Consider the following 14,199-nt stretch of genomic DNA (forward strand, 5'->3'; position numbering starts at 1 on the left):
GTCTACCTGGCTCTTCGAAGAAGTCGCTCCAGCGACGAAGCCCAAGACCTGCTTGGGCATGCGCTACATCCCCGGCGGGACGTTCCGCATGGGATCGGACAGGCACTTTCCGGAGGAAGCACCGGCACACCACGTAACGGTGGACAGCTTCTGGATCGACGAGTCCCCCGTCACGAACCGGCAGTTCAAGACGTTCGTTCAGGCCACCTCCCATCGTACCGCCGCCGAGATCACGCCGGATCCCAAGGACCATCCCGGCGCGATGCCGCACATGCTCTACGCCGGCTCGCTCGTGTTCGTACCGCCTGACCTACCAGTCGATCTGCGGCTCTGGGGCGAGTGGTGGACCCTGCTCAAGGGAGCCAACTGACGACGTCCCTACGGCCCGAAGAGCAACATAAACAGCCTCGACAACCATCCCGTGGTGCACGTGACTTACGCCGACGCACTCGCCTATGCGCGGTGGGCGGATAAGGACCTGCCAACCGAGGCTGAATGGGAGTTCGCCGCCCGCGGCAGCCTCGACGAAGCGGAGTTCGCCTGGGGCGAGGTCTTCACCCCGAACGGGCAGCATATGGCCAACACCTGGCAGGGTCAGTTCCCCTGGCAGAACCTGGCGCAAGACGGCTTTGAGCGCACCTCGCCGGTCAAGGCCTTCCCACCTAATGGGTACGGCCTCTACGACATGACCGGCAACGTCTGGGAGTGGACGAGCGACTTCTACACCGATCGCCACTCGGCCGACGCGCCGAAGGCCTGCTGCATACCGACAAATCCGCGCGGTGGCCCGGTCGAGCGAAGCTACGATCCGAGCCAGCCCGAGAGCCGGATCCCCCGTCGGGTCCTGAAGGGCGGCTCGCACCTGTGCGCGCCCAACTTCTGCAGCCGCTACCGACCGGCAGCGCGCCTTCCAGAGCCCGTCGATACCTCCACGAGCCATGTCGGCTTCCGCTGCATCATCAGGGAAAGGAGCGTTCCATGACCCGTGACAAAGCATTTACGCCGGGTACCGTAGGCCGAAACCGCAAGCGGTCCATGAGGGCGGCGCTGATCGGGGCGACGGCCTTGATCACGACGATGCCGGCGGTGCCGACCTTCGCCCAGGCGCCGCAGCAACAGAAGCCCAACATCCTCCTCATCGTCTCAGACGACACCGGCTATGGCGACCTCGGACCTTATGGCGGTGGACAGGGGCGCGGCATGCCGACGCCGAACATCGACCGCCTCGCCGATGACGGGCTGACCTTCTTCTCCTTCTACGCCCAGCCCAGCTGCACCCCGGGGCGCGCCGCGATGCAGACCGGGCGCATCCCCAACCGCAGTGGCATGACCACGGTCGCGTTCCAGGGTCAGGGCGGCGGCCTGCCTGCGGCCGAATGGACGCTCGGTTCAATGCTGAAGCAGGGCGGCTACAAGACCTACTTCACCGGCAAGTGGCACCTCGGCGAGGCGGACTACGCGTTGCCCAACGCCCAGGGCTACGACGTGATGAAGTATTGCGGCCTCTACCACCTCAACGCCTACACCTACGCCGACCCGACCTGGTTCCCCGACATGGACCCCGAGCTTCGAGCCATGTTCCAGAAGGTCACCAGGGGGGCGCTGTCGGGGAATGCCGGCGGGACGGTGACCGAGGAGTTTAAGATCAACGGCCAGTACGTGAACACGCCCGTGCTGGACGGCAAGGAGGGCGTCGTCGGCGTGCCCTTCTTCGACAGCTACGTGGAGAAGGCGGCGCTGAGCTTCCTCGATGACGCCGCGAAGGCGAGCACGCCTTTTTACATCAACGTCAATTTCATGAAGGTGCATCAACCGAACATGCCGGCCCCGGAGTTCGAGCACAAATCGCTCTCCAAGACCAAGTATGCCGACTCGGTGGTGGAACTCGACACTCGTATCGGCCGCATCATGGACAAGCTGCGCTCGCTTGGGCTCGATAAGAACACGCTCGTCTTCTACACGACCGACAATGGCGCCTGGCAGGATGTGTACCCCGACGCCGGCTACACCCCCTTCCGCGGCACCAAGGGCACCGTTCGCGAGGGCGGCAACCGCGTACCGGCGATCGCGGTTTGGCCGGGCAAGATCAAGCCGGGCAGCAAGAACCACGACACTGTCGGCGGTCTCGACCTCATGGCCACGTTCGCGTCCGTCTCCGGCTTGAAGCTGCCGGAGAAAGACCGCGAGGGTCAGCCGATGACCTTCGACAGCTATGACATGTCGCCGGTGCTGCTCGGGACGGGTAAGTCGGAGCGGAAATCGTGGTTCTTCTTCACCGAGGATGAACTGACCCCGGGCGCGGTCCGTGTCGGCAACTACAAAGCCGTGTTCAACCTTCGCGGCGACAACGGTGCAACAACCGGAGGTCTGGCTGTCGATACCAACCTGGGCTGGAAGGGCGCGAGCAAATACGTCGCGACAATCCCGCAGATCTTCGATCTCTGGCAAGACCCGCAGGAGCGCTACGACATCTTCATGAACAACTACACCGAACGCACCTGGACAATGGTCACCATGAGCGAGGCAGTGAAGGGGCTGATGAAGACCTACGCGCAGTATCCGCCGCGTAAGCTGCAGAGCGAGGTCTACACCGGCCCTGTCACGATTTCACAATACGAGCGGCTGCAATCGGTCCGAGATATGCTCTCCAAGGAGGGGATCAGTCTGCCGATGCACGGAGGCCAATGACGGCTTGATGACGCTTGGGACGGGCGCCTTTTCGTAGGCGCCCGTTTGTCTAAAGCGAGGAAGATCATGATGACCACGCGACTATCCTGCCTCTGGGCCTTGCTGTTTGTGGCCGCGCAATTCTCGTCAGCTTCTGCTCAAACCGATCCATTGCCCTCCTGGAACGACGGGCCAGCCAAGCTGGCAATCGTCTCGTTCGTGAGCGACGTCACACGCGAAGGCTCGCCGGGCTTCACCGCGGTCCCCGAGCGGATCGCGACGTTCGACAATGACGGGACCTTGTGGGCCGAGCACCCAATGTATTTCCAACTCGCATTTGCGTTCGAACGAGTGAAGGCGCTGGCGCCGTTGCATCCAGAGTGGACGGAGATGCAGCCCTTCAAGGCGGTTCTTGAGGGAGACATGAAGATCTTTGCCGAATTGGGCGAGCGCGGGGCCAGCGAAGTCATCATGGCTACCCACGCCGGCATGAGTACGGCCGAATTCGAAACTATCGTGACCGACTGGCTCGCCACCGCGCGCCATCCGCGGTTCCAACGGCCCTACACCGACCTCGTCTACCAACCTATGGTCGAGTTGCTGGCCTACCTTCGAGCCAATGGCTTCAAGACCTTCATCGTGTCTGGTGGTGGTATCGAGTTCATGCGGCCGTGGGTGGAACGGGTCTATGGCATTCCGCCCGAACAGGTCGTGGGCTCGTCGATCAAAACGTCGTTCGAGATGCGTGCTGGAAGACCAGTCCTGTTCCGCCTGCCCCAGGTCAACTTCGTCGATGACAAGGCGGGCAAGCCCGTCGGCATCAACGAGCACATCGGACGTCGTCCACTCGCTGCGTTCGGCAATTCCGATGGGGATCTTGAGATGCTGCAGTGGACGACGATGGTCGGAGGTATCCGACTCGGAGTGATCGTCCACCACACAGACGCGGAACGTGAATACGCTTATGACCGCAACTCGCACTTCGGTCGCCTAGACAAGGCCTTAGACGCCGCCACGGCGAACCAATGGACGGTGGTGGATATGAAGCGGGACTGGAAGCGGGTTTTCCCCTTCGAGGCTCTTGAGAGATAGGCACCAGACGCTGCCGATAGACTGCGCTACGATTCTGCCGGGCAACGTTCAGATGTGCTGTCGATACGTCTTTATCTGGAGTGTGAGGGTACGTCCGCTTGCGCGGAGGACACGCGCTGACGGAATCGTCCCCCAGACCCGCGCTTGCCGTTAGTCAGCAAATCGATTGCGGTAAGCGCCGGCTGATCATTCAACGTCCGCTTAACCAACTCGTCCGTCAAAAGGTGCCGTTTTCGCTTCCCAATCACCTCGGTAAGAGCGTCCGTTCTCTTAGGCTGGCCACGAGCGGACGCTCTGAAGGTCGGACAAGGGTGGTGAGCGGTCATTGGGGAATCGCTCAGAAGCGAACATTCAGCTTATCGCGACTACGCCCCGACCTTCATCAAAGTGAGAATGTCGTCGAGCGCCTCGGCCATGCCATCCCCGCTGTGGCCGAGATCGGAAACATCGTTACCTTGCGCCCGCGCGCCTGAGACCCGCCGACGGGGGCGAGCACGCTGACGTCTTGTGATCGTCCTGCGACTCGATCTGCGGCTCTTCTCTAAATTCAGGCCTGCTTAGACCCGACTCCGGCATCCTGCAGACCGCTGCGTAACACTCGCATGGCCGCTAATTATTTAAATCGATGACCTATTTCGACGCGCGCCGATCCTCAGTCGCCGGCAGTTCCGCTCGATACCAAACGCAGGCCGGTCGGAACTCGGCTGTTCAGAGCAGCGATGACCTTGCTTTCCAACTCGCCGTCCCGGAACGGCTTCTGAACGATCCCCTCCACGCCGACCGACCCGACTTTCATCAGGGTGATGGTGTCGGCATATCCAGTCACGAAGAGGATCTGCATGCCGGGCCAGCGCTTGCGGATCTCGACGGCCACCTCCGCCCCGTTCATGCCGGGCATGGCGAAATCTAGTACTACCAGGTCGACGCAGGGGTCGGCCTCCAGGGCCGCGAGCCCGGCGAGGCCGGATCCGGCCTCGCGGATTTCGTGGCCGGCCTCGGAAAGCCGCGTTGCGGTGACCTCGCGAACCTCGGTGTCGTCATCAATGACGAGGAGCACGGCCTTGCCGCCGGTGGCCTGCCACCCGGCGCAATCGACCTGCCGTCGTGCCTTGGGGAGGGGCTCCGTCTCGCTAGCGACGCGTGGCAGGTAAACCCGGATCGAGGTCCCTTCCCCGATTACGGTGTCAATTCGGATGCCACCCTCCGATTGCTTCACGAAGCCATAGGTGGCCATCAGCACAGACGATCTCGCGCCGACGACGGCTCGGTCGGGCTGACCAGGGCACGTTGAGCGGGGCCAGCTCGATGGCTTCTGCACCGCACGCTCTGTCATCGTGCCCAGTCTCGTCCCGCAGGACGAAGCCGATGGCAAGATGGCTCGGGCGTTCAGTCCGGCGGGACGGGCGATCAACTGGTCGTGGGATTCGGAGGCAGCCTTCAGCAGCGCCTGGTGCGTCTCGTCGATCATTACGGGTGGCCCTTGCGGTGGTTCGGCAGCGGATCTGCTGCCACCAGCGCAACCCCACGGATCGCGAGGGATCGGCAGGGGGTCGAGGGCGCACCGCGTCGGCGGCCTCAAGGACGCTGACAGTTCCGCTCCATTCGCAGCGCAAGTCCAGTCCGAAGTGACGGGAATGGCTCACACACCAGTGCCCGACCGTCAGCGAACCAAGGCTCCGTCGGCCTGCGAACCGGTCTCCAGCTAGGCCACCTAAAATGCCGCGGAAGCTGCATCGGCGGCAGGCGAGAAACCGGCCGAGATCGCATGAAATCAGGGCCGCAGCACCGCCCCGGAGAAGAGGCCTCAAAACGGCAGCTTTTCGCTATGCCCTTGAGACGCCGCACGTCTCCCGCCAAACGCGAACGTCCATTGTTCGCAAGGAGTGAGTGGTGGGCCCGGCAAGACTCGAACCTGCAACTAGGCCGTTATGAGCGGCCCTACTTTACGAAAAAACTGAATGAATTCAGCGTGACGGACGACCTTTGAGACCGTTTGTTCTTCTTATATCCCACTGTTCCTGTGGGGATATTGTGGGAGTACCACGCTGATAAGCGCAGGATCACTACGGAAATCCTCCGCTTCCATTCGTAGCTTATAATTTCGATGAAGCCGTTATTGGGCGGCTTTCACGCGCGCCTACACATGAAATATGTAAAACTTCCCATCGCTTGAGACATTTTTTATTTGCAATACATGCAAAATTTACGCTAAAATACTTCAAAAAAATACGAGTATCATGATAAATTATAGGGGTTTGTATTAATACTCGTGCGTACAGAGCGCTATGGGTTCAGATGCGAGACAAGTATTTTTTAGAGCCCTCCCGAAGCGGACAAACAACTGACCACTTCGGGATTGATAAAAATTATGTGGCTTTTAGCCAGCCATTGACCGAAGAGCAGCCACCCGCGCGATGAGCACAGTGCGCAATCGCTGCACTTCGACGTAGGTCTCTTCAACCGTTTCGAAGGCCGCAAGCCTCTCCTGGCGAATGCGTAGGGTCAAAGCCTCGATCTGGTGAAGGGCCTCGAGGAAAGGGATAGGTGTGTCTGTCGTATCGTTCATGTCTGGGATTCCTTTTTATAATGGGGTCAGTGGGTTGTGATCGGCGTAGGGTGATTCCAGACGCCGACGACGCCATCTGGAAATTGGAGGATGAGGCGGTTGGCGAGACGGGCGTCCGCGGCCTTGGTCATCACGAAGCCGGTCTCAGCTTCAATCACCATTGCCAGGCCAGCCTCTACGACCGGATCGTGAGCAACGTCGAAGTCGGCAAGACGCTCGGCGTCGCCCTTATCTCCGTCTACGGTTTCCTCTCTCGCAGCTGTCTCGGCATGAGCCGCGATCGAGGTGAGCAGGCTGCGCTCGATCGTCAGACCGACCTTGAGAAGCTGCTGTTCGGCATTCGTTACGCAAAGACGAGCCGCTTCTTCAAACCCCATCATGGCGCGTGACAACCTTATGCTGGCGTCCGCCGCGACATCGTCGCGGATGGCCTCGGTCAGGGCCGTAAGCGCCTGCTCGGCACGGATGGCCGTTCGGCGCATGAGATCCCGAATCAGCATGGCTGCCGCGGTGGGCGTTGGTACGGACCGTCCGGCCACCTCATCGAGAACCGTGCGCGGCGTTGCGGCGTGGCCGAGGCCGACGACCAGGTTCGGAAGGCGCCGCGCCGCCGCGGCCGTTGCCCACGCATTGAGCGGTGAGAAGGACGAAGCTGGACCTCCACCTCGGACGATGAGGGTGGCGGACAACCCGTGTTCAGCATGGAGCGCTTCAGCCTTGGCCATCGCTTCGATCAGAGAGCTCTCTGCGCTCGGTCCTTCGAAGCTAGCCCTGATCCGGTGGAGTGCGATCAGTCCCAATGCCTCGAGGGGCTTCAGCACATGCTCCACGTCGCGCAGGGCGTCACCGACCTCCGATGCGATGACCGCGACATGGTAAGTTTCCTCCGGATCCTTCCAGGTAGAAGGTCCGAACCGTACTCCATCCATTCGGAGCAGTCGCAGCATCTCTTCACGTCGGATCTCCAGTTCGATGGGGATTTCGCCGATCGCGTAAAGACCGATGACCTTAGCCTGCACCGTAGCGCCTCGACTGAAGCGTTGCCGAAGCGAGCATCGTATCGCCACCTCGATCCTACGATTGATGAGAGAGATAGGATCGAAGGTCCTGCCGAGCTCGGCTTCGATCATTGTCCGCTCGTTCTCACCGAGGTGAGCCTCGAGCCGGCGGCTCACTTCGGCTTGCAGCCTCAGCCTCACCGAGGAGAAGCACGAAGCCATCCCGTGACGTGGCTTCAACGCTGAGCACACTGGCACTCACGACGTGATCGCCTTTCACCTGTTGTCGTAGCGAAGCGATGAGATTCTGCAGGGGAATGACGGTGGTGTTTGTCGGGAGGGGACGATCCCCGTTGGATAACTGGCTACTGCCGTCCTTTGGGGCAGGATGAGGCGGCAGTGCAGTCGGGAGCGGAGCGCTCAAGCCACGGATTCTGTGATGGCGCATGTTGGGTTCCTGGGCGAAGGATCTATGGAAGGGTCAGTGAGGGGAGGGGGCGGCATGCCCAGTCCATGCCCCCGACGTCCTGGACGTCGAACGTTGCGACCGAGCGATGCTGTTGTTGGAAGCCTGGGCTAGGCGACATCGCGCAGCGGCCCAGGCTTGGCATGAGGGTGTGAAGCGCTGGCAGGGTCACGAGCGTGGACCGAGTGCTCGACAACCGCCCTTACGAGAAGCGGAGGCTCGGACAGCAATGAACCGTCTCAGCCTTTGCCCGGATGCCCAATATGCATCCGGGGCGTAGCGGCGCCTCAGAACGGTACGTCCGTGAACCCGTTACTTTCATTGTCGGGTCGATCGGAAAGAACCTTCTCGATGCGATCGAGGCGGGACCGATCGGCTCGATCGAGTTCCCCGCGTAAGACCGCCTCGATCGTGCCCTGCATTTCGGCAGGGAGACTGACCGAACGCCAGGCGAGATCGTCGATGAGTGTCGGCACTGGACCAGCAAGGGTCAGGAGCGTCGCTCCCAGACCGCAAGCAGCTTCGACAACATTCGGGTCGCTGAAGATCCGGGAGCCGACGCCGCGGTCTCCCGTGGCGACGAGGACGGCGTCCGCACCGGTCCAGTGCACGAACTCCTTAGCATCCTGCAGTGCGAGGAGGACATCCGCGACATCACTGAGATCGACGGGGCGCTCAGACAGAAAGACGATGCGGTTCTCGTCCAGCTCTCTGAGCCGTGGCGCGAGTGACGCCCAATGCCCCGTCCCGGCCTTGGGGGTGAGGGCGTAGAGTTGGCGCAGCTTCTCAGGCGGCCGAGCCGGTCGCCACAGACCTTCTTCCTCCAAGCGTCGGCGCAGATCTGCGTCTGCGGAAACCTGAGCAGGCGTGGGATTATCGCAGATGGAGATAACGAGACGGGATCCGAATTTCACGTCATGCTCGATGGCAATCCGGATGGGGACTTGTTCCCCCGGTCGGATCAAGCCCGGCTCTATTCCCCATTCCTCGGCGAGGGAGGTGAGCCATTCTTCGCGCAGGAAGACATGGCCCCAATTTGGCTGGAGAGCATCGAGTCCCGAGAGGAGGCCGCGGATGCCTGGTTTGACCCTGCGGGGCAGAAGCTCCAGCAAGGCCCCCAGTCCCTCTTGTGAGGCTGTGGGGCATGCGGAGACATGCGCGCCGGTAGGCACTGTAATGGTCATGATGTTTTCCTGAGTTCGAAGGGAGCGGAAGGGACCCGAACTCCGGCTCGAGCGCGACGGCGCTGAAGCTTTCGTCCTGGTGTGTTCTTCCTGGGATTTATGTCGGATACCCCGACACCCTTCTCATCAGTTCATCTCAAAAGGCGGCGCGCAGGCAGCCGGCCACGTCATTTCGGGAGAACAAAAAACCAAGATTATATTCTCTGCTTCCAACCCAGTCCGGCCTCATATGTTTTTGAAAGCGCTACCCGATAGCGGACCTCAGAACTGAGTTCTGATAGACGGTATCTGTTGACCCATTGCCGACCCTCGGAAGGTCCGCTTCCAGGCTGTTGAAACAGAGGCCAACGACCGGGTCGGGTGGGTTTCCGCTGGTCCGCTCTCTGTGGAAAGCCTCGGATACCCGGACGTTCATTCCCGTAACGAATTTCGGACGTTTTGCGCCATACTCGCGGCGCATAGGTTACCCGTGTACGATCTCAAACGCTGGAAATTCTTCGACGCCGTGCGGCATGAGCAGAAGTCAGCAGCTAGTTCGAAAGCGGACATGCTATACAAAACTCAGACAAGCTGTAGCTGCCTCCCTTTTTTATTGGATGCATGGGCGGCGGTAAGTCAATCCCGCCGCCGCGTGCTTTTATTGACCGACGTACTTGCGAATGCCGTCACTCACCTGCTGAAGCGCAGATTCAGTCGATGGCAAATGACGCAGGCCATTTAAAAGTACGAAATCGTGAATTGTTCCGTTGTAACGGACCGCATTCACTTCAACTCCAGCCTCTTTGAGCTTTTGCGCATAGGCCTCCCCTTCATCACGGAGTGGGTCGTTTTCCGCTGTAATCACAAGTGCGGGCGGAAGGCCCCTCAGCCCATCAAGAGTGGCACGTAGCGGCGAGACGTAAGGATTGTCCCGGGCCTTCTCGTCAGGCGCGTAGAGATCCCACCCAAATTTCATGAAGGCGCGAGCGAGGAAGCGGTCTTTGCCATATCTAACATAGCTCTCGGTATCAACGCTGGCATCGGTCGCCGGGATCAGCAACACTTGATAGCTGATCTTTGGACCTTTGCGGTCCTTGGCCATCAGCGTGAGCGCCGCAGTCATGTTGCCGCCGACCGAATTACCCGCAACTGCAATCCGATCACCATCGGCTCCAATCTCGCTGGCATGTTTGGCGACCCATTCCAGCGCCGCGTAGGACTGGTCAAGCTGAGTGGGAAATTTGGCTTCTGGAAGAGGTGTATACTCGACAAAAACACCAACCTGTCCCGATCCTACTACCATGTCGCGAAGCAGACGTTGATGATTAGCGAAGTTTCCAACGATCCACACCCCGCCATGGATAAACAAAATCACGCCGGGCTTGCCCGTCACGTGTTTAGGCTTCATAGCGTAAAGCTTTACAGAAAGGCCGTTCTGATTGATCGTGCGTTCCGAGATGGTCACGCCAGACATGTCAACGGATGTTTGGTTCTGTAGGCCGGTAATGATCTCCTGCGGCTGCGGTTGCGGCAGTTCCCAGAGAGGCGTTGGGCTCGGGTTCTTGTTGACTTGCACGAGAAAAGTGCGGACAGCCGGATCCAGATGGGGATCAGTTGAAACATCCTGTGCGAAGGTAGGCTGTGCCACAATACTTGATCCTATCATAAGAGCAAAGATCCTTATTTTATTTGTCATCAAGGTGAAGTCCTCTGTCAGACTTTGTAACGTCCTAATTGAAAAAAATTATAGTTTTCAGCCATCGGGTAATATTAATACAAACCCTACGTTTCGAATATTACACATATTTTCTATGTATCGACATCGATTTAAGATTTTATATTTTTGAGTGTCTATAATTTTTACTTATTTGCATCAATACCACTGTAATGACGCGAGCACCAATCAGCTCATTGTGGAGCTAAACCACCGGCTTGATAACTGCCCTCAAAGTCACTTCATTTGTTCCATTGCGGAACAGGTGAAGAAGTTAATATTCAATCCTCGAAATTATGTTTGGGCTGGACGCCGCGGATTCGCGGATGGATGCCGCAGGAGTGTGGAGCGAGAAGACCGCAGCGGATAGCGACGCCGTCGACAGGCGCGCCCCGGTCGCTGGTTTCGAAGTGCCTAGCGAGATAGAACTCTTTGGTATAGTTGCGCCGACGGTTTGGATGGGAACCATTCCCCTGCTCCAGGCGGTTGACGATCCGCGCCTGAGTCAGGCCCCCCCGGAGAGAGCCAGCCGCTGGCGTACGCGAAGGCCCCCGTCGTGCCGAAGACAATTGCTCCGATGGCAGCGAGGCGGAGAAAGACGGCACGCTGGCTCAAGCCCGAATCGGCCCCTCTAAGGTCGTCCAGGAGGGGCATGCTGGATCTTCAGATGGCTTTCGCGGTGGTGCGGCGGATCTCATTGGCGAGCGGGTGCAGGACGGTAGGATCGGCCGCACCCAGGGGGCTGTAGCCGAGCCCGTCCTGGGCCAAGGCGTAGCCGTTCGACGTCTCCGTCGTGTGAGCGCGCGTCGGTGCTTCGCCGGGAACGCTCATGGACCGCATCAACATGACAAAGTGCGCGCCGTACCTATCGTGGTACATCGGCGGCCCAGCGAGCCTCCGCTGTGTGGCGATGGAACGCCCGCTCATGAGCCGGTAGCCGGAGCCGCTCAGGTCCAACACAGTGACCGGCCACTTTATCCTGGCCGAGAACCAGCTGGTGAATTCGTCCCGGTCGGCGGCAGCGAGTTCGACTGGACGTGCGTCGTCAGGCGCGTAGACCGCGCAGTTCATGCTTGCGGACAGGGCCAGCGCCTCGATTCCGGTCGGCACAGGCTAAACCTGCTCGCGCAGGCCCCATCCACCGGCGCCTCCGACCAGGAGGAGCAAGCCGGCCGCCATCGCCATCGCCCACCAGATCGGAAGAGGCTGTGCAGTCGGCTGCGCCGAGCGATGGCGGGCCTCGACGATGCGCGCCAAGTTCAGCCGCGGACACCGTCTGTCCGGCACCACGGCTTGACGCTGTTGGACCGAGCAAGAACACCGGAGAGTTAACACGACGATGTGCAAGACCGCTTCGGCCATCGCTTTCGCGTCCGCCTCCACCCTTGTCGCCCTGACCGGTGCCTTATGGCCCGGACCGTCACACAGCCGACGGAGAGCCCAGAAATCACGAACTCGATTCTGCCGGAGGCGCGGTCCGCAAGCTAGCTCGGGGCATGGACATTGAGAGCGGCAACGCTTGGAACCTCGGCCTTCCAGGCTATGCTCAGGCTCGCAATAAGGAGACGGGCACCCCCGCTGGTAAACCGATCTCGAATTAGCCCGTTGCTGCGCGATGACACCGATCTTATGTATTTAGTCTGTCATTTATCCCAGATTGCGTGCATTTACTGCTTGCATAGGCTGCTACGGTCACGTCCCATGGAGCCGGGGACCGAAAGACCTCTCCAAGGAAACTCAGGAAGGCTTTCACGTTTGGATTACCTCGACGGCTCTCCGGCCACAAAGCGGTCATTGCCTGCCGCTCGACTGAAAACTCGTGAAGGACTGGGACGAGTTGACCTCGTTCGACATAGCTCGCCGCAAGGTAGGTCGGAGATATGCCGATCCCGCCGCCGGCGATGAGGACGGACGCGACCGCATCGCTGACGTCGGTGATCATCCAGGCGTCCGGTACGAGTTCAAGCACGCGATCCCCGATGCGGAATGGCCAGCGTAGGGCTTGGCCCGTGCTCTGGAACCGGAAGTTCACGCAGTCGTGGTCGACGAGTTCGTTGGGGTGGCGCGGACTCCCACGCCGCGCCAAGTAGGTTGGAGAAGCAAAAGCGCAGATGCGATGCGGCGCGAGGTGTCGAGAGATGAGGCGACTGTCGCCGAGATCGCCGACTCGGATAGCCACATCGATGCCTTCTCCAACTAAATCAGCGAAACCATCTCCAAGGCGTAGATCCACCATGAGCTTTGGATAGATCTTGCGGAATCTTGGTAGGGCTGGGGCGAGAAGGTGCAGCCCCATGGGCAGTGGCGCCGTGACCTTGAGGATTCCTGCCGGTTCGGAACGCGCCGCAACCGCCATCTGCTCAATAGCCTCGGCATCGCGTAACAGCCGGAGGGCGCGCTCATGCAGATCGCGACCTTCTGGAGTAAGGGATAGCGAGCGAGTAGTCCGGTGGAACAGTCTCAAGCCTAACTGATGCTCAAGCCTTTGGACGCTTTTGCTGACTGCCGAAGGAGAAATTGAGAGCGCACGCGCTGCTGCAGTGTAGCTACCGAGCGAACCGGCGCGAGCGAACGCGATGAGGCCAGTGAGCCTATCAAGGCTAAGTTGTTCCGTCATGGCATGACTGAAACGCCGTTTGGCGCAATTATCAAGCCCGAGGACCGCCGTTATTTAAGGGCATCGGCGCATCACGAGCGCCCTGCACAAAGATTGCGATCATGTCTGAGGCTCTCCCCTTTACTATGTCCACCCTTAGGAACCGTACTGTCGTAATCTTTGGCGGTACGTCTGGCATTGGACTGGCGGCTGCGATCCAAGCCAAGGCAGCCGGTGCCATAGTTATCGTCGTCGGCTTTAGTCGTGAAGGGGCTGAGAAAGCAGCAGCTGAGAACGCCCTGGATGGCTGGCGAGCCGCCGATGTGACGAAATCTGAAGCCATTGAGCAGGCGCTCGCCGATATCCCGCACGTCGACCATCTTGTTCTACTCGCCGGGACTTTCGTTGCCGGCAAGGTCCTGGAAGCCGAAGTCGATTATCTGAAACGCGCCTTCGAGGAGCGGATCTGGGCTGCAGTCCATACTTTGCGCGCGCTCAGTGGTCGCCTTGCCTCCGACGGGTCGGTGACCTTCATCTCCGGTGCGCTGGCGGATCGCCCGAGCGCGCAGGGAACGGCCGTTCTAGCTGCTGCTTCGGCCGCAATGGAAGCATTTGCCCGCGGCCTTGCGCTGGAACTAGCACCCATACGGGTGAACACGCTCTCACCCGGCACTGCTGACACGCCTCTTCTTGCCCGCACGCTCGGCGCCCATCGCGATGCCTACGTTGCTGCGCTCACCGAGAAGCTCCCACAGCGCCGTCTCGGCACCGCGATCGAAGCCGGGGCGGCGGTCGTTTTCTTAATGAGTAACGGCTTCATGAACGGTGAGACCCTCCATGTGGACGGTGGCTCGCGTCTCGTCTGATCGGGACGGAAGTTAAGACTGAGCGAGCGCTGGTGAACTACTCCCATCGAGTTCGACCTCCGCTCGAATAG

The 14,199-nt window shown here is 60.1% G+C and carries 10 protein-coding genes and 1 pseudogene; 4 read left to right on the forward strand and 7 right to left on the reverse strand.

Annotated features, from left to right (window positions below):
• Positions 1-58: 58 nt before the first annotated feature.
• The 3 genes and pseudogenes from ACYQOP_RS09890 to ACYQOP_RS09900 all read left to right on the forward strand — a co-directional run bounded on the left by ACYQOP_RS09890 (position 59) and on the right by ACYQOP_RS09900 (position 3,759).
• Positions 59-982 (forward strand): annotated as a pseudogene (locus ACYQOP_RS09890) (formylglycine-generating enzyme family protein).
• A complete protein-coding gene (locus tag ACYQOP_RS09895; protein WP_461225271.1) occupies positions 979-2,688 on the forward strand; it encodes an arylsulfatase in 1,710 nt (569 codons plus the stop codon). The pseudogene ACYQOP_RS09890 and the gene ACYQOP_RS09895 overlap by 4 nt, the downstream one beginning before the upstream one ends.
• A 66-nt stretch (positions 2,689-2,754) precedes the next feature.
• The gene (locus ACYQOP_RS09900) at positions 2,755-3,759 is read left to right on the forward strand and encodes an HAD family hydrolase (RefSeq protein ID WP_461222265.1); all 1,005 of its coding nucleotides are present in this window, start codon (positions 2,755-2,757) and stop codon (positions 3,757-3,759) included.
• 652 nt (positions 3,760-4,411) lie between these two features.
• Here the strand turns inward: ACYQOP_RS09900 and ACYQOP_RS09905 are convergent.
• From ACYQOP_RS09905 to ACYQOP_RS09935, 7 genes are all read right to left on the reverse strand, one after another.
• Positions 4,412-4,993, reverse strand: coding sequence for a response regulator (locus ACYQOP_RS09905; protein ID WP_461225273.1), 582 nt, complete (start codon positions 4,991-4,993; stop codon positions 4,412-4,414).
• A 1,143-nt stretch (positions 4,994-6,136) separates the two neighbouring features.
• Entirely contained in the window at positions 6,137-6,325 is a 189-nt protein-coding gene (locus ACYQOP_RS09910) for a hypothetical protein (protein WP_207413824.1), read from the reverse strand.
• Positions 6,326-6,351: 26 nt separating this feature from the next.
• Positions 6,352-7,455, reverse strand: a complete 1,104-nt coding sequence (locus ACYQOP_RS09915; protein WP_461222266.1) for an exodeoxyribonuclease VII large subunit — start codon at positions 7,453-7,455, stop codon at positions 6,352-6,354.
• Positions 7,456-8,076: 621 nt separating this feature from the next.
• The gene (locus ACYQOP_RS09920) at positions 8,077-8,973 is read right to left on the reverse strand and encodes a hypothetical protein (protein ID WP_461222267.1); all 897 of its coding nucleotides are present in this window, start codon (positions 8,971-8,973) and stop codon (positions 8,077-8,079) included.
• A gap of 637 nt (positions 8,974-9,610) precedes the next feature.
• Entirely contained in the window at positions 9,611-10,600 is a 990-nt protein-coding gene (locus tag ACYQOP_RS09925) for an alpha/beta hydrolase (RefSeq protein WP_461222268.1), read from the reverse strand.
• A 729-nt stretch (positions 10,601-11,329) separates the two neighbouring features.
• Entirely contained in the window at positions 11,330-11,776 is a 447-nt protein-coding gene (locus ACYQOP_RS09930) for a hypothetical protein (protein ID WP_461222269.1), read from the reverse strand.
• A gap of 517 nt (positions 11,777-12,293) precedes the next feature.
• Positions 12,294-13,283, reverse strand: coding sequence for a LysR family transcriptional regulator (locus ACYQOP_RS09935; RefSeq protein ID WP_461222270.1), 990 nt, complete (start codon positions 13,281-13,283; stop codon positions 12,294-12,296).
• Between the two features lie 101 nt (positions 13,284-13,384).
• Between ACYQOP_RS09935 and ACYQOP_RS09940 the strand changes: the two genes are divergently transcribed.
• Positions 13,385-14,128, forward strand: a complete 744-nt coding sequence (locus tag ACYQOP_RS09940; protein ID WP_461222271.1) for an SDR family oxidoreductase — start codon at positions 13,385-13,387, stop codon at positions 14,126-14,128.
• Positions 14,129-14,199: the final 71 nt, after the last annotated feature.

This window comes from Methylobacterium sp. CM6247 (assembly GCF_054817925.1).